Annotated in this window: 16 protein-coding genes and 1 pseudogene; 7 read left to right on the top strand and 10 right to left on the bottom strand. The window is 65.4% G+C overall.

Annotation, left to right across the window (positions count from 1 at the left end):
- The 5 genes and pseudogenes from BUB20358_RS03045 to BUB20358_RS03025 form a co-directional block, all read right to left on the bottom strand.
- Positions 1-939, bottom strand: coding sequence for an NAD-dependent epimerase/dehydratase family protein (locus BUB20358_RS03045; protein WP_006764997.1), 939 nt, complete (start codon positions 937-939; stop codon positions 1-3).
- 44 nt (positions 940-983) lie between these two features.
- The gene (locus tag BUB20358_RS03040) at positions 984-1,739 is read right to left on the bottom strand and encodes an SDR family oxidoreductase (protein ID WP_006764996.1); all 756 of its coding nucleotides are present in this window, start codon (positions 1,737-1,739) and stop codon (positions 984-986) included.
- Positions 1,736-3,052: an FAD-binding oxidoreductase gene (locus tag BUB20358_RS03035; RefSeq protein WP_006764995.1), complete on the bottom strand. Its 1,317-nt coding sequence runs from the start codon at positions 3,050-3,052 to the stop codon at positions 1,736-1,738. Before BUB20358_RS03035 ends, BUB20358_RS03040 begins: the two co-directional genes overlap by 4 nt.
- Positions 3,053-3,055: 3 nt before the next feature.
- Positions 3,056-4,517 (bottom strand): annotated as a pseudogene (locus BUB20358_RS03030) (UbiA family prenyltransferase).
- Positions 4,518-4,550: 33 nt separating this feature from the next.
- Entirely contained in the window at positions 4,551-6,554 is a 2,004-nt protein-coding gene (locus tag BUB20358_RS03025) for a hypothetical protein (RefSeq protein ID WP_123806790.1), read from the bottom strand.
- Positions 6,555-6,880: 326 nt separating this feature from the next.
- Here BUB20358_RS03025 and BUB20358_RS03020 point away from each other — a divergent pair, with 326 nt between their 5' ends.
- From BUB20358_RS03020 to BUB20358_RS03010, 3 genes are read left to right on the top strand one after another with little or no spacing between them, the layout of a single operon-like run.
- Positions 6,881-7,849 carry a UDP-glucose 4-epimerase family protein gene (locus tag BUB20358_RS03020; RefSeq protein ID WP_035973410.1) on the top strand — a complete coding sequence of 323 codons (969 nt, stop codon included), beginning with the start codon at positions 6,881-6,883 and terminating at the stop codon, positions 7,847-7,849.
- Positions 7,850-7,854: 5 nt separating this feature from the next.
- Positions 7,855-8,871, top strand: coding sequence for an MraY family glycosyltransferase (locus tag BUB20358_RS03015; protein ID WP_006764992.1), 1,017 nt, complete (start codon positions 7,855-7,857; stop codon positions 8,869-8,871).
- A 12-nt stretch (positions 8,872-8,883) separates the two neighbouring features.
- Positions 8,884-10,770: a polysaccharide biosynthesis protein gene (locus BUB20358_RS03010; RefSeq protein WP_006764991.1), complete on the top strand. Its 1,887-nt coding sequence runs from the start codon at positions 8,884-8,886 to the stop codon at positions 10,768-10,770.
- Between the two features lie 85 nt (positions 10,771-10,855).
- Here BUB20358_RS03010 and BUB20358_RS03005 read toward each other — a convergent pair whose 3' ends face one another.
- From BUB20358_RS03005 to BUB20358_RS02985, 5 genes are read right to left on the bottom strand one after another with little or no spacing between them, the layout of a single operon-like run.
- On the bottom strand, positions 10,856-11,962 hold the full coding sequence (locus BUB20358_RS03005; protein ID WP_006764990.1) for an MraY family glycosyltransferase: 1,107 nt from the start codon (positions 11,960-11,962) through the stop codon (positions 10,856-10,858).
- A gap of 27 nt (positions 11,963-11,989) precedes the next feature.
- Complete coding sequence (gene galE / locus BUB20358_RS03000; RefSeq protein WP_006764989.1) at positions 11,990-13,012, bottom strand: UDP-glucose 4-epimerase GalE; 1,023 nt, start codon at positions 13,010-13,012, stop codon at positions 11,990-11,992.
- A 15-nt stretch (positions 13,013-13,027) separates the two neighbouring features.
- Positions 13,028-14,164, bottom strand: a complete 1,137-nt coding sequence (locus tag BUB20358_RS02995) for a glycosyltransferase family 4 protein (protein WP_006764988.1) — start codon at positions 14,162-14,164, stop codon at positions 13,028-13,030.
- Between the two features lie 40 nt (positions 14,165-14,204).
- Positions 14,205-15,029 carry a glycosyltransferase gene (locus tag BUB20358_RS02990; protein ID WP_035972928.1) on the bottom strand — a complete coding sequence of 275 codons (825 nt, stop codon included), beginning with the start codon at positions 15,027-15,029 and terminating at the stop codon, positions 14,205-14,207.
- Complete coding sequence (locus BUB20358_RS02985; RefSeq protein ID WP_035973409.1) at positions 15,026-16,282, bottom strand: oligosaccharide flippase family protein; 1,257 nt, start codon at positions 16,280-16,282, stop codon at positions 15,026-15,028. The genes BUB20358_RS02990 and BUB20358_RS02985 overlap by 4 nt, the downstream gene beginning before the upstream one ends.
- 243 nt (positions 16,283-16,525) lie before the next feature.
- On the opposite strand from BUB20358_RS02985, the gene BUB20358_RS02980 reads away from it, so the two are divergent.
- The 4 genes from BUB20358_RS02980 to waaA all read left to right on the top strand — a co-directional run.
- On the top strand, positions 16,526-17,920 hold the full coding sequence (locus BUB20358_RS02980) for a phosphomannomutase/phosphoglucomutase (protein ID WP_006764985.1): 1,395 nt from the start codon (positions 16,526-16,528) through the stop codon (positions 17,918-17,920).
- A gap of 172 nt (positions 17,921-18,092) precedes the next feature.
- Positions 18,093-19,088, top strand: a complete 996-nt coding sequence (waaC, locus tag BUB20358_RS02975) for a lipopolysaccharide heptosyltransferase I (protein ID WP_035972926.1) — start codon at positions 18,093-18,095, stop codon at positions 19,086-19,088.
- Between the two features lie 25 nt (positions 19,089-19,113).
- On the top strand, positions 19,114-19,998 hold the full coding sequence (kdoO, locus tag BUB20358_RS02970; RefSeq protein ID WP_006764983.1) for a Kdo hydroxylase KdoO: 885 nt from the start codon (positions 19,114-19,116) through the stop codon (positions 19,996-19,998).
- 37 nt (positions 19,999-20,035) lie between these two features.
- On the top strand, positions 20,036-21,331 hold a 1,296-nt coding region (gene waaA, locus BUB20358_RS02965), incomplete at its 3' end, for a lipid IV(A) 3-deoxy-D-manno-octulosonic acid transferase (protein WP_174905057.1).

The raw sequence follows: 21,331 nt of genomic DNA, 5'->3' as shown, positions 1-21,331 counted from the left end.
TTAGAACTCTAGTGCGATATGGCTGTAGGTCGGGTCGTTGAAGGTCTCGGTCATGGCCTTGTCCAGCGGGGTCGCCTTGATGCCGAAGATGCCTTCCCAGTCGATGACCTCGAATTCATCGCCGGCGGTGAGCGCCTTCAGTTGATCCGCGGTGAACGGCGGATTGCGGTCGAAGAGCGCGTAGACCTTGAGCAGCACATAGAACAGGCTGTACGGAATCTTGACGATCGCGCAGCGTGCATGGGTCGCGCGCTTGATATGGCGGATCAGGTCGATGTAGTCCACACGCTCCAGGCCCGTGATGTTGAATGCCTCACCGGCTTTTCCTGACCGAATGCAACTGATGATGACGTTGCAGAAATCGCCGACGTACAGCGGCTGCCGCATGTAGCGGCCGCTGCCAGGAATCGGGAACACGGGCACACGGTGCATGAATCGCGACAGCCAGCCGAGATGCTTGCGGTCGAACCAGCCGAACATCAGCGTCGGCCTGAGGATCACGCAGTTGATGCCGGACGCCGCGACGATTTCTTCCTGCTCGCGCTTGGTTTCCGTGTACCAGTCGTCGCCGACGGAATTGACCACCGACGAACTGATGTGGACCGTATGGGGAACGGCGTAGCGCTTGATTGCGTCGAGCACGCGCTTCGTCGACGTGATGTTGTTGCGAACGAACGGCTCGCGGGTCGGTGCGCCGATCTGCGCTTGCAGCATGACGACCGTACTCGCGTGTTCGAAATGCTTTTCCCAGTCGCCGGGTTCGGCGAGATCGGCAAGCACGGCCGTGACGTCCGGATGGACGCGCCGCAGCACGTTCAGGTTCGCCTCGTGCTTGTCCAGCACGACGATATTCGTGTACCCGTGCTGCTTCAGACGTGCGACGAGATTCTGGCCGACGAGGCCGGCGCCACCGGGGAGGACGATACGCGTTTGATTCATGATGTCGTGTTTCTGCATGGAAGGAGAGGATTCGTCGTGAATCCTCACAGCGACAGGCGCTTGAAGACGAACTGCGGTATCGAGCGAATGATCCGCATGATCGGCGACCAGAAGCACGGTGTGTAGAGCACGTTCTTCTTTTTGTCGATTGCGCGGACGATTTCGTTGGCAACCTTGTCGGGCGACGCGACCAGCGGGCCGGGCAGCGGAAGTCCCGCCGTCATCGCCGTGGCCACGAAGCCGGGCTTGATCGTGACGACGTGCACGCCGGCCTTGTAGAGCCGCGCGCGCAGCCCTTCGCAGAAGGCGGCAAGCGCGGCCTTCGCGCTTCCGTAAAGATAATTGGACGGACGACCGCGATCGCCGGCCACCGAGCCGATCACACCGATTGCACCGTGCCTTGCCGTTTCGAGCATGTTGGCAATGAGCGTCAGCAATGCGATCACGGAAGTGGCATTGGTGTTGAACTCCCGCACCGCAACAGCCGGGTCGGCCTGGCACTGCGCCTGATCGGGCAGCGTGCCCGGCGCAATCAGCACGACGTCGGGCGGGCCGCCGAACGCGCGTTTGCACTCGTCGAGCATCGCCGCGTGCGGCTCGCCGAGCGCGTTGATATCCAGCACGTGTGTCATCGCGAGCGCGGCGCCGCGCGCCTGCAGATCGTCAGCCACCTGCTGCAGGCGCTCGCCGTTGCGCGCGACCAGGAACAGCCCGGCGCCTTGACTGGCCCAGATGCGCGCACAGGCCATCGCAATGCCGGAGGTTGCTCCTACTATCAATATCTTTTTCTGCATGATCATGTACGGGTGACGCGTTCCCAAAAACGGGAAAGCAGCGCGGGATCGCGCAGGGTTTCGACTTGTTCCCAATCCGGGTAGGCCGCACGAAAGTCTTCGCCGGACATGTGCGCGTCTTTCGCCGGATAGATTCGCCCCGCAGCGTCGCGGACGATCGTATCCAGTACGGAGAACAGCCGCCGGTTCTGCTCGTCTCTCTGCGGGAAGTCGAGCGCGAGCGACGTGCCGTCCATCGGAAAGGACAGCAGCCCGGGCGAGCGGATCTCCCCGCAGCGCTTCAATACGGCGAGAAACGATCCGGTTCCGCTTCCTGCAATCGCGCGGAGCATTTCGCGCGTGGCGTCGAGTGCAACCGCGCGCGGCACGACGCACTGGTATTGCTGGAACCCGCGGCGCCCGTAGATCCGGTTCCATTCGAGCAGACCATCCAGCGGATAGAAGTATTGGTCGTAGCTGACGGTGGAGCGGACCTCGCGTGCCTGCTGGCGGTGATAATACAGGCCGTTGAACGCGCGAAGGGTCGCGTTGTTGAAAATCGGCACCGGGAACGTGAAAGGCACGGTGCGCTTCACGCGCCGATCGACGTCCAGCGGGCCGACGTCGGCATGGTCGCCCACCATGAAGATACCGCGCCCGAGATGCTTGCCGCTGCCGAGGCAATCGACCCACGCGACGCTGTATTCATGCGCGCGATCGAACGCGTCCGACAGCGTGAAGAACTCGTCCAGGTCGCCGAAGCGGATGCTGGTCACGTCGATCCGGCTGGACTTGATCGGCATCAGCTGGATCTCCGCCCACACGATGAGTCCGGTGAGGCCCAGGCCGCCGATCGTCGCGGCATAGAGCGCGGGATTCTCGCCCGGTGCGCATTCGAGCTGCACGCCGTCGCTGCGGGCCAGCATGAAGCGGCGCACATGGCGGCCGAACGTGCCGCGCACGTGATGGTTCTTGCCATGTACGTCGTTCGCGATGGCGCCGCCCAGCGTTGCATACTTGGTCCCGGGCGTGACGGGCAGCATCCAGCCTCGCGGTATCGCGACTTCCAGAATCTGCTCCAGCGTGATTCCCGGCTCGGCTCGCAGCACGCCGGTTTCCCAGTTCGCCGAAATCAGCCGGTCCAGTGTGCGGGTTCGCACGACATGGTCCGAGCTCGCGAGGCAACTGTCGCCATAGCTTCTGCCGTTGCCGAAGGCGAGTGTCGTTCGATGGGCATCGGCGACAGTCGACCAGACGCGCGGCAAGTCGCCGCGCCACGCAATATCGTGCGGCGTTTGCGGCTGAACGGGGTAGCGCCCCCACGAAAGGACAGTACGCATCGCTCAGATCGCGGCCCAGAAGACGAGGCCGCACAATCCGATCACGGAAGGCTCAGCCGGTCGCGGTAGCGAAGATGATCGGATCGTCATGCATGTGGCCGCGATGCGCGATGATCCACGTGCGGCTGATCCAGTAGAGCAGAAGCGGACAAGCCAGCCATATCAATTGCGGGCGGCTATAAAGGTGTGCGGTCTTCGGGTCCTGGATGTACATCGCGAGCACCAGCACGGACAGATATCCGGACGCGCAGCCGAGCGACGACACCAGTTCGAGGTCGCTCGCCATGTAGCCGCGTCCACGAGACTGATTCAGTCCGCGTTTTTTCATCGACTGTAGCTCCGCATAGCGCTTGATGAGGGCGAGGCTGAGAAAGATGAACATCGAGAACGCGAGCAGCCAGAAAGTCAGGTGTGTCGCGATTGCGGTTGTGCCCGCAACGATACGCACCGTATACAGCATCGCAAGGACGACGACATCGACCATCACCAGCCGCTTCAGCACCGTCGAATAAGCGAGCGTCAGTGCGTAGTAGCCGAGCAGCACGACCGAGAAGCGCCACGGCAGTGTGGCGAGCGCCAGCGCGAACGCGCCGACGAGCAAGACGGGAAAGGCGGCCAGCCCGTGCATCAGTGGCAACGCGCCGGACGCGAGCGGTCGCCGGCATTTGGACGGATGGTGCCGGTCGTCCTCGAGATCGAGCAGATCGTTAAGCAGGTAGACGCTCGATGCGCATAGACCGAAGGCCACGAAAGCCAATACCGCATTGGCGAGCAGTTGCAGAGACCCGAGCATGTGTCCGGCCAGCAGCGGCAGAAAGATCAGCAGATTCTTCAGCCACTGATGCATGCGCAGCGACCTGGCCCACGTTTTCAGCGCGGGCGCACGCGATTCGAACACGCGTTCGACGTTGCCGGCTTTTTCTGCCGCGCGCCGCACGGCGGCGGGGGCGTTGACCACATAGGCGCGCTCGGCGGACTTCCATACCGGGAGATCGTCGCGCGAATTGCCGGCATAGTCGAAGCCGCGCTCGCCGAACCGCGCCACGAGCCGATCTTTTTTCCGATGCGACGACAAGTTGACCTGATCGTTGGTCGCCAGGACTTCGTCGAACAGTTCGAGATGCTCGGCAATCGCGTGTGCGTACTTCTCGTGGCTCGCTGTTGCGAGCACGATCGTGCGCCCGTTGGCCCGCTCCTCGTTGATCCACTCGACGATCTGCGGGTCGTACGGCAGCACGCTGACGTCGAGGTCCGTTTCCGCAGCGAGCCTCGACTTGAGCGCCGGCTTCCCGCCGCGAAGCAACCATACGAGCGGCGTCAGGAATCGAGACGGCGTCGACTTCAGGTAACAGAAACCCGACTCGATCAGGACGTCGGAACGAAGCAGCGTCCCATCGAGGTCAACAACGAGCGGTCTGCTGATCGTAGGGGTGTGCTGCGAGGGGCGTGTCGAATCTAACAGCATGAGCAGACGGTCGAAAGCGCGTTCGAAATCACTTTAATGGACGAGGCCGAGTCCATATAACGAGACGCCCAGCGTTCGCGGGTCGTCCGATATGCCGAGGGACTTCGGGGACACCACGTCGAGATCGACGAGCTTGACGTCGAGTGGACCCTGATCGACTCGCTCGATCGGTATGCGGATCGTTTGACGCGGGGCACTCGCGTCAAACGTGGTGCGGTAAACCGCGGCGTCGTTGACATAGATCGTCAGACGTTGAGCGGACTCCGGACGGGGCAGGAACGCGCCGACATCGAGCTGCAGCACGCCGGAGAAACCTTTGCGCACCTTGAGCAGCAGATGGGCTTCCTTCGCTTCCATCCACACGGAATGCGACTCCACGGGCGACCAGCCGCCGTTGAGGACCGATCCGAACAGCGCCGGATTTTTCTCGGCCGAAATGAATCCTGCCTCCGAGTAATCGTCCGGGTATTTTCTGAGAACGAGGCCGGCGCCTTCAATATCCGTCGACATCCGATCGGCCACCGGCGCGGCGGACACCTCGTATCCCGGATTATTTTTTACCTCGCCGGGCGTGCATTGCGCGTCCTTCGTGTAGCTGATGTGCCAGTTCTGATTGACACAAACCAGATCGTTGCCCGCCCGCTTCGCGTAAATCAATAGCCCGAGCGTCGTTTCCCATATTTTTCCGGGATCCGGCTTGCTGTCGAGGTTGAGCACGATCCGACCTTCCGGCTTGATGCGCGCGAGCGCATCGTACAGGTCCGCGATGCCCGGTTGATTATAAAAATGTGCGTAATTGGGCGTGTTGTCTATTTTCCTTGCGCTCGCGATCAGCAGCACCGCGATTGCGATCGCGACGACGATCGGGGAAAGCTTGCTCAGATAGGCGCGAAGCGTCGCTGCGACGAGCAGCGCTGCCGCCAGTGCCGGAACGGAATAGTAGAAGTAACCGATGTATCTGTGCTGAAGCTGGTCGACACCGAACTTCGAATAAAAAAGCATGGCCGCCGTTGCCGAAACGAGCGTGGCGAGCAGCGCGAGGGTGCTGCCTTGAATGGCACGGCGTGCACTCGACATGCCGGAAGCAAGCACGGCGCTCATGACGACAATGGCCGACACTAATACCGCAGTGCCTCCCCAGTACTGCCCCGAGTATCGAAGTGCGGCGCCCAGCGTATTGGCATGGTGTTGTCTGCCGAAAGAAGCGTAGCTCGCGACGGGGCCGGGGAAATGGCGAATGGTCTCGATGATCAGCGGCACGAAAAAAAGAAACAGGACGCCCGCCGCGCGTGCGATCGCGCCGCCATTCGCCTGCCAGTATTCCGATCCGAACATATATTCGCTGCGCTCGAGCCTGTCGCGTTGAAGGCGGTTGTAGAGCAGAAGCAGCGCAAATATGATCCCGAGGGTCGAAACGAACGATACATGCCCGTTGATCAGAAACCCCGCACTCAATGCAAGCGGCAGCAACGTGTCGCTTTTGCCGGCGGCAAACCGGGATGCGGCCACCAGCGCGGTTGCAAACGGGAAGAAATACAGCTCCGGAAACCACATCCCGGCAAAGAACTGGAAGTTCTGATAGGCGACGATGCACAGAAATACGGACAGCATCAGCCCGGCGTCAATCGACGAGCCGACAATTTTTCGAAGTATCCGAAAAATGGCGGTGATCCAGGCGGCGTTATATAGAATCACCGCGACCATTTGGCCGGAAAACGCCGACGGCAGAAGGTGCGTCCAGTCGTAAAAAACCAGCTCGCCGAGCGCCAGCACGTAAAGAATGGCCGGCCCGGGGTGATAAAACCCGACTCTCGAATAGTTGCCGACAAAAAGATCCAGATGTTTGGCTTTCTGAATCAACAGGCTGTTGGCCGCGAAATCGGTGGCCTCGACATTGTGCACGTTGATCAGATGCCAATTGATCACCAACAACGTGAGCGCAACGATGAGGAAAATCAACGCATCAAGAGCGCAGGCACTGCTTGCGAGCCCATTCCTGATTTGCTGATTTTCATTTGAGTTTGGTATGGATCCCATGGAGCAGCGTTATTGTGAAACTGGTCTCGACGTCTGGCCGTGCCGGATTGGCCGTCATATAGTGAAGCCGGCGTATCATGCAGTAAAAACAATGACTTTTCAAGCACTTGCGCGCTCATTGACAGTGTTCGGCAGCTGCTGTAGGTGTCGGCGGTTTTGCCGCGGATAGCAGCCTTTGCGGGTCCGGCGCGAGCGGAGCGACGACGTTGAGCCGGTATACTGCGCCGCAAGGCTTGGCCGTCGAGCATCGGCCAGACGGCGCGCGCAGCCGGCCATTCGCGCCTTCATGCCGCTCCCCTTCTTCAACCGCTCCACCGGAAACATCGCTGATGCATGTCGTAGTAACAGGTGCAAGCGGCTTTGTCGGCCGCGCCCTCTGTCGCGTTCTCGTCGAGCGCGGCCATCGGGTGACCGGTATCGTCCGCCGTCGCGGCGCCGTCCCGGCCGGCATCGACGAATACGTCTATACGGGCCGCGAATTTTCCGATATCGGCACACACTGGCCGGCTGCGCGCGGCGCCGTCGATTGCGTCGTCCATCTCGCCGCGCGCGTCCATGTGATGAACGACTCGGCTTCGGATCCGGACGCCGCGTTTCGCGCAATGAACGTCGACGGCACGTTGCGTGTTGCCGAGGCCGCTCAGCAGCACGGCGCGCGCCGAGTCGTGTATGTCAGCAGCATCAAAGCCGTTGCCGAGACCGATGATGGTCAACCGCTGCGCGAAGATTGTCCGGCTCACCCCGAAGATCCGTACGGACGTTCGAAGCGCGATGCAGAAGTGCTGCTGCGGCAGTTCGGCGAGTCGGCAGGCGTCGAGACGGTAATCGTCCGTCCGCCGCTGGTCTACGGCCCCGAGGTCCGCGCGAACTTCCTGCGGATGATGGACGCCGTCGCGCGCGGGATACCGCTGCCGCTCGGTTCAATCGCGGCGCGGCGCAGCATTCTGTACGTCGAGAACCTCGCCGACGCGCTGCTGCAATGCGCCAGCGCCCCACGCGCCGCCGGCGAATGCTTCCACGTGGCCGACGACGATCCGCCGTCGGTCACGGACCTGCTGCGTCTGGTCGGCGACGCCGTCGGCAAGCCGGCGCGCCTGCTGCCGGTTCCGGCAGCCGCGCTGCACGCGATCGGCAAACTGACCGGCCGCGGCGCCGCCGTCGACCGCCTGACGGGCAGCCTGCAACTGGACACGAGCCGCATCAAGCGCGTACTGGGCTGGCAGCCGCGTTATACGACCCGGGAAGGCCTCGAAGCGACCGCCGCGTGGTATCGTTCGCGCGATATCCGAAAATAAGCAACATGCTTCTCGCGAACTCTACTTGGCTTACCGCGGCCGCGGTGGCCGTGGCCGCCGCATTCGCTTCGACGATGATCCTGCGCTCGCTGCTTGCCACCGGGCTGGCCTGGCGGCTGGCCACCGATATTCCGAACGATCGTTCGCTCCATACGCTGCCGACGCCGCGCGTCGGCGGGTGGGGCATCGTGCCGGTCGGTGTCGTCGCGCTCGCAGCGCTTGCGCCGCACCTTTGGCTCATTGCCGCGGCGGCGGCGGGGCTGGCCGCGATGTCCCAGATCGACGACCGGCGCGGGCTGCCGGCCCGTGTGCGCTTCTCCGCGCATCTCGCAGCGGTCGTTGCACTGATCGCCGTATATCCGGCCGATGCTCCGTGGTGGCTGCTCGCCGGCGTCGGCTTTGCGATGGTGTGGCTGACGAATCTCTATAACTTCATGGATGGCGCGGACGGTCTCGCCGGCGGGATGGCGCTGTTCGGTTTCGGCGCGTATGCGGCAGCCGCGTTGCTGCGCGTGCATCCGTCCACCGAACTGGCGCTCGGCGCAGCAGCGATCGCCGGTGCGGCGCTCGGCTTTCTTCTGCTGAATTTCCATCCGGCCCGGCTGTTCCTTGGCGATGCAGGCTCGATTCCACTCGGCTTCATGGCCGGCGCGCTCGGCTACTGGGGCTGGCGAACGGGTGTGTGGCCGATCTGGTTCCCCGCTCTGGTGTTCTCGCCCTTTATTGCCGACGCATCTGTAACACTTTTGAGACGTCTGTTACGCGGCGAAAAGTTCTGGCAAGCGCATCGCGAGCATTACTATCAGCGGATGGTCCGCTCGGGCATGGGTCATGGCCGGACCGCGCTTTATTGGTACCTCATCATGCTCGCAGGCATAATTGTCGCCTTGTGGGCGAAGGGCCGCCCGGAACTGCAGCAATGGCTGTCATTTTTCGCATGGTACGGCGTCCTGGCATGTATCGGATTGGTGATCGACATGCGTTGGCGCCGGTTTCAGTCGGCCGCCGAAAACAATTCGTGAGGTTTCCCGCCGATGTTGCGATCCAAAGCATCGTGGCTGTCGCTAAGTGCTTTTCTGTTCGACCTGACGGCGGTCGTTGCCGCATGGTTGTTCGCGTATCTCGTCCGCTTCAACGGCAGCATTCCGCCTGATTTCACGAGCGGCGGCCTGACCGCCCTCATGTGGGTGCTACCGGTCTACGCGCTGATGTTCCATGTGTTCGGGCTCTATCGCGGCCTGTGGGTGTTCGCGAGCTTGCCCGACCTGATGCGCATCTCGAAGGCGGTGATCGGCGGCGGCGTGATCGTGATGATCGGCGCCGTGATGTTCCAGCCGTCGCCGATCATTCCGCGCTCGGTGCTGCTCGTGTCGCCGCTGATGCTGTTTCTGATGATGGGCGGCGCACGAGCGTTGTACCGCGCGACGAAGGAGTTCTACCTGTACGGGGGGCTCGTTGGGCAGGGCAAGCCGGTGCTCGTGCTGGGCGCCGGTACGGCTGGCGCGAGCCTCGCGCGTGAGCTGTCGCGTTCGGGCGAATGGCGTCTGGTCGGCCTGCTCGACGACGACGTCACCAAGCAGGGCAGGGAAATCTACGGCTACAAGGTGCTCGGCTCGTTCAACGACCTGAAGCACTGGACTGACGCGATGAAGGTCGAGTACGCGATCATCGCGATTCCGTCGGCGTCCGTCGAAACACAGCGTCGCGTCGCGACGTTATGCGTGCGAGCCGGCGTGAAGGCGATGGTGCTGCCGTCGCTGACCGCGCTGATGCCGGGGCAGGGTTTCCTGTCGCAGGTGCGGAACATCGATCTCGAAGATCTGCTCGGCCGCGAGGCCGTGACGATCGACACGCCGCACGTCGAGGCGCTGCTGCGCGGGCGCGTCGTGATGGTGACGGGAGCGGGCGGCTCCATCGGTTCGGAGCTTTGCCGGCAGATTCTCCGCTTCGCGCCGGCGCAACTCGTTGCGTTCGACCTGTCCGAATACGCGATGTACCGGCTCACCGAGGAACTGCGCGAGCGTTTTCCCGATCAGCCGGTCGTGCCGATCATCGGCGACGCGAAGGATTCGCTGCTGCTCGATCAGGTGATGTCGCGCTACGCGCCACACATCGTATTCCACGCGGCCGCCTACAAACACGTGCCGCTGATGGAAGAGCACAACGCGTGGCAGGCGCTGCGCAACAACGTGCTCGGCACGTACCGCGTTGCACGTGCGGCGATCCGCCACGAGGTGCGGCATTTCGTGCTGATCTCGACGGACAAGGCCGTCAACCCGACCAACGTGATGGGTGCGAGCAAGCGTCTGGCCGAAATGGCGTGTCAGGCGCTGCAGCAGACGAGTCAGCGCACGCAGTTCGAGACGGTGCGTTTCGGCAACGTGCTCGGCAGTGCGGGCAGCGTGATTCCGAAGTTCCAGCAGCAGATCGCGAAGGGCGGGCCGGTCACGGTGACGCATCCGGAGATCACGCGGTTCTTCATGACGACCCCGGAGGCGTCGCAGCTCGTGCTGCAGGCGTCGAGCATGGGGCGCGGCGGCGAGATCTTCATCCTCGACATGGGCGAGCCGGTGAAGATCGTCGATCTCGCGCGCGATCTGATCCGTCTGTACGGCTTTTCCGAAGACCAGATCCGCATCGAATTCACGGGTCTGCGTCCGGGCGAAAAACTCTACGAGGAATTGCTCGCGGACGACGAAACGACGACACGTACGCCGCATCCGAAGCTGCGGATCGCGCGCGCGCGGGAAGTGCCGGACCATCTGCTGGACGAACTGCTGCCGTGGCTGATGCAGCATCGCGTGTTGAGCGACGACGAAGTGCGACGCGATTTGCGGCGCTGGGTGCCGGAGTATCAGACGGCGGTTGCGCCCGTGTTGCAGAGCGTGTCGAGGGCGGTGCGCGCGGCATCGAACGAGTAGCGTAACGCTGCTGGTCGGACCCCAGACGAAAAAGCGCCCCGCAGGGCGCTTTTGTCTTTCCGGGGCTGAGGCTGATGCGTCGCCGTCAATGCCCGCGCCGCTCCTTCCTCACCACCATCCACCTGGGCACCCTGAACCTCACGATGCTGAGATAAAGCCAAACATAGGTAAGCGCAAACAGCACGACAAAGACGAACAGATGCACCGTATGCCGCCAGAACAGCGTCGCCGGAATCACCGCAACGAGACACAGCAGCCAAAGATAAGGCGAAGTCAGCGAATTCCGCCGCGTCAGGTCATGCGCGTGCTTCGTCCCCACCGCCCACCGCATCAAGCGCTTGTACACGAGCATATGCAGATGCACGCCATCCGGAATCCCCGGCGACATCCCGCGGATGAACTTCTTCCGATAGATCGAGAAGCACGTCTCGAAGATCGGATACATGAATAGCAGCACCGGATACCACGCCGACACTTCGCGATTGCGCATCACGAGCATGATCGCGAGCTCGGCGAGCATGAAGCCGATGAAATACGCGCCGCCGTCGCCGAGAAAGATCAGCCCGGCCGGAAAATTCCACAGGAAAAAACCGAGCACCGCGCCCATCATGATGATCGACGCGGACATCACGACCGGATCGTTCACGTGGAACGCGACATACGCGAGCGACGCGAACATCATGAAGCTGACCATCGACGCGAGCCCGTTGAAGCCGTCGATGATGTTGATCGCATTCGCGAGCGCGGCAACGGCGAGCACCGTAATGAACGCCGAGATCGCGACGTAGCCGAGCAGGAAATCGAGCGGCGGCACGCTGATGCGCTTGACCGCGATCCCCATCAGCCAGAACGCGAGCGCCGCGGCGCCCATCGTGCAGAGCAGCCGCGCACGCGGCGACACGCGCTTCGTGAGGTCTTCGACGAGCCCCGACAGGAACGCCGGCAGCCCGCACGCGGCGATGCCGAGAATGCTGCCGGCGATCGTCGGATAACGCCGCGACAGAATCAATGCAGCCACGACGACGCCGGCGAGGATCCCGATGCCGCCGACGCGCGGCACGGGCCGCACGTGGAATTTCTGCACGCCGGCCAGATCGCTGTCGATCGAGAATTTCTCGTGCAGATGCGCATAGCGCACGATGAACAGCGTAACGAGCAGGGAGACGATGAAGCCGGACGCGAAGCTGAGCATGGGATCGCTCGAAAAATGGACAGCGGATTATACAAAACCGCGCGGGTTGCCCTCCTGCCATCGCCAGTGGTCCGCACACATCTCGTCGATCCCGCGCGTCGCGCGCCAGCCGATGATCTCGGCGGCGGCCTGCGGATTCGCATAGCATTCGGCGACGTCGCCCGGGCGGCGCGCGACGATTTCGTACGGCACCGGCCGGCCCGACGCCTTCTCGAACGCGCGCACGACCTCGAGCACGCTGTAGCCCCGGCCGGTGCCGAGGTTCACGACGAAGCTCGCGTCGCGCTTCGCGAGCGCGTCGAGCGCGGCAATATGGCCCTTCGCGAGATCGACGACGTGGATGTAGTCGCGCACGCCGGTGCCGTCCGGCGTCGGATAGTCGGCGCCGAACACGCGCAGCTTCTCGAGCTTGCCGACGGCCACCTGCGCGACGTACGGCATCAGGTTGTTCGGGATGCCGGCCGGATCCTCGCCGATGAGCCCGCTCGAATGCGCGCCGACCGGATTGAAATAGCGCAGCGTCGCGATTCGCCACGACGAGTCGGATACCTCGAGATCGCGCAGGATCTGCTCGGCGATCAGCTTCGTCTGTCCGTACGGATTGGTCGCGGACAACGGGAACGATTCGTCGATCGGCGAACGCTCGGGCACGCCGTACACGGTCGCCGACGAACTGAACACGAACTGCTTGACGTTGCGCTCGCGCATGACTTTCAGGACCGCGAGCAGGCCGCCGAGGTTGTTCCGGTAGTACTCGAGCGGCTTCGCGACCGATTCGCCGACGGCCTTCAGCGCCGCAAAGTGGATCGTGCCGGTGATCGGATGCGCGTCGAACACTTTCGCGAGCGCGGCTTCGTCGCACACGTCGACCTGATGGAACGCGGGCGTCTTGCCGGTGATCCGCTCGATGCGGCGCACGGCTTCGGCCTTGCTGTTGACGAGGTTGTCGACGATCACGACGTCGTAGCCGTTGTCGAGCAGCTCGACGGCGGTGTGCGAGCCGATGTAGCCTGCGCCGCCGGTGACGAGGATGGTGCCTTTAGCGGTCATTGCTGATGCGCTCCTTCAGAGTGTGATGCCTGTCAACGAATGGATGGTCTGCCGGTAGCGGTCGACGACCTGCTGCTCGTCGAACTCGGCCGCGACCTTCGACCGTCCGCGCGCGCCCATCGCGTCGCGTCCGGCCGTGCCGAGCTCGATCATCCGGATCAGTTGCTCCGCGAGGCTCGCGCTGTCGCGCACGCGGCACAGGAAGCCGGTCTCGCCGTCGGCGACGACGTCGCGGCAGCCGGGCACGTCGGTCGCGACGATCGGGCGGCCCATCGCGGACGCTTCCATCAGCGTGCGCGGCACGCCTTCGCGGTACGACGGCAGCACGACGCAGTCGGCTGCCGCGATATGCGGACGTACGTCGTGCGCTTCGCCGAGATATTCGACGATGCCTTCGGCGACCCATGCATCGACGTCGGCGCGGCCGATCGCGCTCGGGTTGTCGACGCCGAGCGGCCCGAGCAGCTGAAAGCGCGCGCTCGGATGACGCGCGCGCACGATGCGCACGGCGTCGACGTATTCGCGCACGCCCTTGTCCCACAGCAGCCGGCCGATCAGGATGAACACGGGCGCGTCGCCGCCGGGCAGCGGCACCGGCGCGAACTGTTCGAGATCGACGCCTTCGCCATGCAGCAGCCGCGCGCGTTCCGGATGCGCAAGCAACCGTTCATTGGTGAAGGTTGCAAGGTCGTCGCGATTCAAGAACCACACCTCGCGCGGAAAGCGAAACGCGAACCGGTACAGCCGCTTCGCGATGCTCGCCGCGCGGCTTTTCTGGATGAACACGTAGCCGAGGCCGGTCGTCACCGCGATCGACGGCACGCGCGCGAGCCACGCGGCGACCGAGCCGTAGATGTTCGGCTTGATCGTGTAATGGAACACGAGATGGGGCTGCAGCGCGCGATAGTGACGCACCAGCGCGGCGAGCGTGCCGAGATCCTCGCGCGGGCTCGTGCCCTTCGATGCGATGGCGAGCGCGACGTAGCGGCAGCCCATCTGTTCGAGCAGCGGCACGGTGCGGTCGTGCGGCGCGATCACGATCACCTCGGCGCCGCGCGCGACGAGCGCACGGATCAGCCCGTGCCGATACGTATAGATCGCCCAGGCCGTGTTGCAGACAAGCGCGATGCGCAGCGAAGAGGTGGCGGACATGAAAAAAAGAAAAAATAAAGCGTCGAAAATGCCGAGCGCGCTAAGCGGACGGCCGCGCGGCGAACAGCATCTGCTTGATCCGCTGCAGCGTGCGGTACGGCGTCACGAAGTGCAGCAGGTTCTTGGCGAGGCCGGCCCAGTCGTACGGGTTCAGCGCGTCGAAGTGGCGCAGCAGCAGCGACAGGGTCGACATCAGCTGGCGGCGGCGCTTGGTCGCGCTGATTCCGCCCTCGTTGAGCTCGTAATAGAGGCCGAGCTCGGGCAGGTTCGCGCAATCGTAGCGTTGCATTAACCGTAAAAAAAGATCGAGATCCTCGGCCGCGCGGTACTTCGCGCGATAGTTGCCGACTTCGCGCACGGCATCGACGCGCAGCATCACCGACGGATGCACGAGCGGCGAGCGCAGGAAGCGCGTGCGGCGCAGCGCACGCGGATCGGCGGGCGGCGTCAGCATGAAGCGCGGTTCGCCGGCGCGCGACACGACCTGCGTCCACATGCCGACGCACGCGACGCGCGGATGCGCGTCGAGATACGCGCGCTGCTTCGCGAGCCGCCGCGGCGCGGCGAGGTCGCCGGCGTCGATGCGCGCCGCATAGCGGAACCCGCGTGCGGCAAGCGCGTCGATGCCGGCCTCGAGCGCGCGCTCGATGCCGCCGTTCTGCGGCATGCGCAGCACGTCGATCGCCAGGCCGGGCAGGTCGGGGGCGACGATCGGCGGCGTGCTGCCGTCGTCGACGATCAGCACGTGCACGCGCGCGTCCTCGCGAAACGACGCGAGCGTGCGGACGACATCGTCGTGCCCGTTGTAGGCGGGCATCAGCACGGCCACGTCGTCGAGCGCGGGCGCGGAAACGGGAGACGTCATGGGCGCAATTTGAAACGAATGTAATAAAAATTGACGGCCGCGGCGGCGACATAGCCGGCGGCGAGCCCGACGAGCGCGCCGTACAGGCCGAGCCGCGGGATCGCGAACAGGTTCACGAGCGCGGCGAGCGCGAGCGCGAGCACCCACTTCGCGAGCAACACGAATTTTGCTTGATATTTGAGAACGATAAGATTGCCTATCGCCTCGATGCCGGCCGGCACGGACAGCCACACGGCCCAGCGGAAGATGTCGACGGACGCCTCGTAGCCGCGGCCGAACACCTTGCCGACGATCAGCGGCGCGGCGGCGTCGAGCACGAGCGCGCCGGCCGTCATCAGCGCGGCGGTCATCGCGATCAGCCGGACGACGTTGCGGCGCAGCCGCGCGACGTCCTGCACGCGGTAGACGAACGCGGGCGCGATGGTCTGCGCGAGCATCAGCGCGAGCGTGATCCAGTTCTCGTTGAGCTGCTGCGCGGCCGCGTAGCGGCCGAGATCGGCGAACGACACGTGACGCTCGAGCATCAGGCGGTCGAGCTTCAGGAACAGGTACATGCAGATCAGGCCGAGCCAGAACACGGTGCCGGCCGTCGCGAAATGCTTGAACAGCGGCTTGTCGAACGTCCAGCCGAGCGTGCCGCCGTTACGATGCCGGTAGTACAGCAGCAGCGCGACGCCGATCGCGGCCGCCTCGAGCGCCCACAGCCACGCGAAGCGCGCGGGGCCGGCGGCGGCGCGTACGAGCAGCCACACGAGCAGCGCCTTCGCGAGCGCGGTGGCCATGCTGGTCACGAGCTGCGGCTTGCTGTAGGTCATGCTCTGCAGCCACGCGTTGATCACGCCGACGAACGGCTCGCGGAACACCATCGTGACGGCCAGGCCGGCGAGCATCGCGCCGACGAGCGGATCGAACGCGCCCGCGCCGATCGCGATCCAGGTAACGACGAGCGCGGCCGCCGACACCGCGATGCGCAGCACGAACGCGCTGCCGAGCACCGCGCCGAGCTGCGCGGGCGGGCGCTGCACGATGGTCGGAACGAGGATTTCCGCGCCGCACACCCACGTGAGCGGCGCCAGCACGAGGAGAAGCGTATTCGCATACTGCCATTTGCCGAACACGTCCGGCCCGAAATAACGGGCCAGAAGACCGCTGATCGCGATCGCGACGCCGATCTGCGTGAGCCGTTCGAGCCCCAGCCAGACGAGGTTCGCGACGGCTTTCGCGACGTCCGGGTTGCCGAATCGTTTCAGCATGCGCAGCGGCGGCATGCGCGCGAGGCGGCCGGCAGGGCACCGGCGGGCGGCGGGTTGGCGGCGGCGGGGCGGCTAGGCATTAAAATGGGCGGCATGCACGTCATCAAAACCCGCGATTATAAGTGGGATCGGCGCCGCTCCAGCCGGCCCGTTCCTTGCCCGCACGGGCCCGCGCATCGCACGCGCGGCACCGGCGAGAGGCGGCCAGATTAATTTTCCATGCACGCAACCGAGAGAGAATCGATGATCTCCCAATCCATCTTCAAGGCATATGACATTCGCGGCGTGGTCGGCAAGACGCTCGACGCGGAGACGGCGCGCGGCATCGGCCGCGCGTTCGGCAGCGAAGTGCGCGCGCAGGGCGGCGACGCGGTCGTGGTCGCGCGCGACGGCCGCCTGTCCGGGCCGGAGCTCGTCGGCGCGCTCGCCGACGGACTGCGTGCGGCGGGCGTCGACGTCGTCGACGTCGGCATGGTGCCGACGCCGGTCGGCTATTTCGCGGCGAGCGTGCCGCTCGCGCTGACGGGCGGCGAGCGCCGCGTCGATTCGTGCATCGTCGTCACCGGCAGCCACAACCCGCCCGACTACAACGGCTTCAAGATGGTGCTGCGCGGCGCGGCGATCTACGGCGAGCAGATCCAGGCGCTGTACCGCCGCATCGTCGACGAGCGCTTCGAGACGGGCAGCGGCACGTACGAGCAGTTCGACGTGGCCGATCAGTACGTCGCGCGTATCGTCGGCGACGTGAAGCTCGCGCGGCCGCTGAAGCTCGTCGTCGATGCGGGCAACGGCGTCGCCGGCCCGCTCGCGACGCGGCTCTTCAAGGCGCTCGGCTGCGAACTCGTCGAGCGCTTCACCGACATCGACGGCACGTTCCCGAACCATCACCCCGATCCCGCGCACCCGGAAAACCTGCAGGACGTGATCCAGGCGCTGAAGGACACCGACGCGGAGCTCGGCTTCGCGTTCGACGGCGACGGCGACCGTCTCGGCGTCGTCACGAAGGACGGCCAGATCATCTATCCGGATCGCCAGCTGATGCTGTTCGCCGAGGAAGTGCTGTCGCGCAACCCGGGTGCGCAGATCATCTACGACGTGAAGTGCACGCGCCATCTGTCGCAGTGGGTGAAGGAAAAGGGCGGCGAGCCGCTGATGTGGAAGACGGGTCACTCGCTCGTCAAGGCGAAGCTGCGCGAGACCGGCGCGCCGCTCGCGGGCGAGATGAGCGGCCACGTGTTCTTCAAGGATCGCTGGTACGGCTTCGACGACGGCCTGTACACGGGCGCGCGGCTGCTCGAGATTCTCGCGAAGTCGGCCGACCCGAGCGCGGTGCTGAACGCGCTGCCGGACGCGATCAGCACGCCGGAGCTGCAGCTGTGGCTCGACGAAGGCGAGAACTTCCGCCTGATCGAGAAGCTGCAGAAGGAAGCGAAGTTCGACGGCGCGGAGGAAGTCGTGACGATCGACGGCCTGCGCGTCGAATATCCGGACGGCTTCGGCCTCGCGCGCTCGTCGAACACGACGCCGGTCGTCGTGATGCGCTTCGAAGCGGAGACGCAGGAAGGGCTCGCGCGCATCCAGGCGGACTTCCGCCGCGTGCTGACGGCCGCGAAGCCGGACGTGAAGCTGCCGTTCTGATCGCCCGCGGCGTTCGGGCGGCCGCCCACGCGACACCGGGCGATGTGTCGCGCCGGCGTTGAAAAGCGGCGTACGCGCAATGCGTGCGCCGCTTTTGCCAATCTGCCGTCGCGGGCGCGATAAAATCGCGTCTTTATGCCTGTCGCCGGCATTCCGCCGGCATTTCTTCAGCGTGCAAAAGATCCTGATCGTGCGCGTGTCGTCGCTGGGCGACGTCGTGCACAACATGCCGGTGATCGCCGATATCCGGCGTCGCCATCCCGATGCGCAGATCGACTGGCTCGTCGAGGAAAGCTTCGTCGATCTCGTGAAGCTCGTCGACAGCGTGCGCGACGTGCTGCCGTTCTCGCTGCGCCGCTGGCGCAAGAAGCCGTTCGCGCGCGCGACGTGGCGCGAGATCCGCGCATTCCGCAAGCGGCTCGCGGCCGAGCACTACGACCTCGTGATCGACTGTCAGGGGCTGATCAAGACCGCGTGGGTCGCGAGCTGGGCGCGCGGCCCGCTCGTCGGCCTCGGCAACCGGACCGACGGCGCCGGCTACGAATGGCCGGTGCGCTTCTTCTATCGCAAGCGCGTGCCGATCGACGCGCGCACGCACGTCGTCGAGCGCTCGCGCCAGCTCGTCGCGGCCGCGCTCGGCGATCCGGCGCCGACGCCGACCGACCCGGTCGATTTCGGGCTCGACACGCGCGACGCGTCGCGCGCGATCGCGTCGGTCGGACTGAACCTGCCGGTGCCGTACGTCGTGTTCGTGCACGCGACGTCGCGCGCGGACAAGCAGTGGCCGGACGCCGCGTGGATCGAGCTCGGCCAGGCGCTGGTGCGGCGCGGCGCGTCGCTCGTGCTGCCGTGGGGCAACGACGCGGAGCGCGCGACGAGCGAGCGGCTCGCGAACGAGTTCGGCGCGGCGGCGATCGTGCCGCCGAAGCTGTCGCTGCCTGCGGTCGTCGGACTGATCGACGGCGCGGCGGCGACGGTCGGCGTTGATACAGGTCTGGTTCACATCGCGGCCGCGCTGAAACGCCCGACGGTCGAACTGTACAATTTCGCGACGGCCTGGCGGACCGGCGGCTACTGGTCGCCGAACGTCGTCAATCTCGGCACCGCGGGGCAGCCGCCGTCGATCGCGCAGGTGAAGTCGGCGCTCGCGGGCTTCGGTCTCCTGTAATGCCAGTCACGCAAGCGAACCGATCATGAGCGAATCGCAGATCATCGAAGTCCCGTCCGCCGACTGGAGCGGACACAACCTGTCGGCGCCGCGCGAGCAGCTGCTGGCCGCGGTCGAGGAAGGCAAGGTGCTGTACTTTCCGCATCTGCGCTTCGCGATCGAAGGCGGCGAGGAAGCGCTGCTCGATCCGGCGCTCGCCGATCCGAAGCGCAAGAACATCAGCCTCGCGCCGAACGGCGGCGCGTTGGTCGGCGTGCTCGGCGACAGCGTCACGCAGTCGGCGGTGCGCGCGCTGGTCGCGCGCTTCCAGCAGCAGGCCGGCACGCTCGTCGACGGCCTCTTTCCCGAATACCGCGGCAAGCTGCGCGTCGCGCCGACGAGCCTGCGGCTGATGCAGGTCGAGACGCGCCGGACGTCGTGGCGCAAGGACGACAGCCGGCTGCACGTCGACGCGTTCCCGTCGCGGCCGAACTACGGCGAGCGCATCCTGCGCGTGTTCACGAACGTGAATCCGGCCGGCGTGCCGCGCGTGTGGCGCGTCGGCGAACCGTTCGAGGACGTCGCGAAACGCTTCCTGCCGAAGATCCGTCCGCAGCTGCCGGGCTCCGCGTGGCTGCTGAACCTGCTGCACGTGACGAAGTCGCCGCGCAGCGCGTACGACCACCTGATGCTGAACCTGCACGACGGCATGAAGGCCGATCTCGACTATCAGAAAACCTGCCCGCAGCAGACGATGCCGTTTCCGCCGGGTAGCGTGTGGATATGTTTCTCCGATCAGACTTCGCACGCTGTGATGTCCGGCCAGTTCATGCTCGAGCAGACGTTCTTCCTGCCGGTCGATGCGATGGTGCGCCGCGAATGCGCGCCGCTCGGCATTCTCGAGCGCCTGACCGGCAGGGCGCTGGTTTGAGCGCGCATCGTATGCGTCGCTGCCGCGGAGCCGCTTCATGCTGAGGGCGATCTATCGTGCGCTGTGGTGGCTCGTCGCGCCGGCCGCGGTCATGCGGCTCTACGTGCGCTCGCGCAACGAGCGCGGCTATCGCGAGCATATCGGCGAGCGCTTCGGCCGCGTCGCGGGCCGCTCGCCGGACGATCGCGCGCCGCTGATCTGGGTGCATGCGGTGTCGGTCGGCGAGACGCGCGCGGCGCAGCCGCTGATCGACGCGCTGATGCGCGCGCGCCCCGACGCGCGCATCCTGCTCACGCACATGACGCCGAGCGGCCGCGCGACCGGCGAGCAGATCTTCGGCGACCGCGTGCTGCGCTGCTATCTGCCTTACGACATGCCGGGCGCGGTGCGCCGCTTTCTGCGCGCGTGGCGGCCGACGCTCGGCCTCGTGATGGAGACGGAGGTGTGGCCGACGCTGATCGACGAATGCCGCCGCGCGGACGTGCCGCTCGTGCTGACCAACGCGCGGATGTCCGCGCGTTCGTATCGGCGCGCAGCGAAGTTCGGCGCGGCGACGCGCGACGTGTTCGGCGGCTTCTCGCGCGTGCTCGCGCAGAGCCCGGCCGACGCGGAACGGCTGAGCGCGCTCGGCGCACGCAACGTGACGGTGCTCGGCAACCTGAAGTTCGACATGACGACGCCGCCCGAGCTCGCCGCGCGCGGCCATGCGTGGCGCGATGCGATCGGCACTCGGCCGGTGTGGGTGGCGGCCAGCACGCGCGAGAACGAGGAGGCGCTGGTGCTGCAGGCGTTCGCGGCGATGAATACGCCCGACGCGCTGCTCGTGCTCGTGCCGCGTCATCCGCAGCGCTTCGCCGAGGTCGAAGCGCTGGTCGCGCGCAGCGCGCTCAAGTGCGTGCGGCGTTCGGCGTGGGCCGCGGACGCCGCGGCGCTCGCGGCCGGCCAGCCTGCGGCCGCGGAGCCGTTGCCGCGCGACGTGACGGTGCTGCTCGGCGATTCGATGGGCGAACTGGGCGCATATTACGCGGCGGCCGACGTCGCGTTCATCGGCGGCAGCCTGCTGCCGCTCGGCGGGCAGAATCTGATCGAAGCGTGCGCAGTGGGCGTGCCGGTGCTGATCGGGCCGCACGTGTTCAACTTCACGCAGGCGACCGCCGACGCGGTCGCGGCCGGCGCCGCGGTGCAGGTCGAGGATCCGCTCGATCTCGCGCACGTGCTCGATGCGCTGTTCGCCGACAAGCCGCGGCGCATCGCGATGGGCGCGGCCGGCGCCGCGTTCGCCGCGCGCCACCGCGGCGCGACCGCGCGCTCGGTCGACGTGCTGGCCGCCTTG

This window comes from Burkholderia dolosa, assembly GCF_902499135.1.
GTDB classification, from domain to species: Bacteria; Pseudomonadota; Gammaproteobacteria; order Burkholderiales; family Burkholderiaceae; genus Burkholderia; species Burkholderia dolosa.
The sequence above is the reverse complement of the archived record's forward strand: the minus strand, read 5'-3'. Positions and strand labels throughout refer to the sequence as shown.

Coding starts and splice junctions, on each gene's coding strand:
- BUB20358_RS03035 (WP_006764995.1), bottom strand. CDS start 3,052: ATGCGTACTGTCCTTTCGTGGGGGCGCTACCCCGTTCAGCCGCAAACG.
- BUB20358_RS03040 (WP_006764996.1), bottom strand. CDS start 1,739: ATGATCATGCAGAAAAAGATATTGATAGTAGGAGCAACCTCCGGCATT.
- BUB20358_RS02995 (WP_006764988.1), bottom strand. CDS start 14,164: ATGTCCGCCACCTCTTCGCTGCGCATCGCGCTTGTCTGCAACACGGCC.
- galE (WP_006764989.1), bottom strand. CDS start 13,012: ATGACCGCTAAAGGCACCATCCTCGTCACCGGCGGCGCAGGCTACATC.
- kdoO (WP_006764983.1), top strand. CDS start 19,114: ATGAGCGAATCGCAGATCATCGAAGTCCCGTCCGCCGACTGGAGCGGA.
- BUB20358_RS03045 (WP_006764997.1), bottom strand. CDS start 939: ATGAATCAAACGCGTATCGTCCTCCCCGGTGGCGCCGGCCTCGTCGGC.
- BUB20358_RS03025 (WP_123806790.1), bottom strand. CDS start 6,554: ATGGGATCCATACCAAACTCAAATGAAAATCAGCAAATCAGGAATGGG.
- BUB20358_RS03010 (WP_006764991.1), top strand. CDS start 8,884: ATGTTGCGATCCAAAGCATCGTGGCTGTCGCTAAGTGCTTTTCTGTTC.
- BUB20358_RS03005 (WP_006764990.1), bottom strand. CDS start 11,962: ATGCTCAGCTTCGCGTCCGGCTTCATCGTCTCCCTGCTCGTTACGCTG.
- BUB20358_RS03015 (WP_006764992.1), top strand. CDS start 7,855: ATGCTTCTCGCGAACTCTACTTGGCTTACCGCGGCCGCGGTGGCCGTG.
- BUB20358_RS02980 (WP_006764985.1), top strand. CDS start 16,526: ATGATCTCCCAATCCATCTTCAAGGCATATGACATTCGCGGCGTGGTC.
- BUB20358_RS02985 (WP_035973409.1), bottom strand. CDS start 16,282: ATGCTGAAACGATTCGGCAACCCGGACGTCGCGAAAGCCGTCGCGAAC.
- BUB20358_RS02990 (WP_035972928.1), bottom strand. CDS start 15,029: ATGACGTCTCCCGTTTCCGCGCCCGCGCTCGACGACGTGGCCGTGCTG.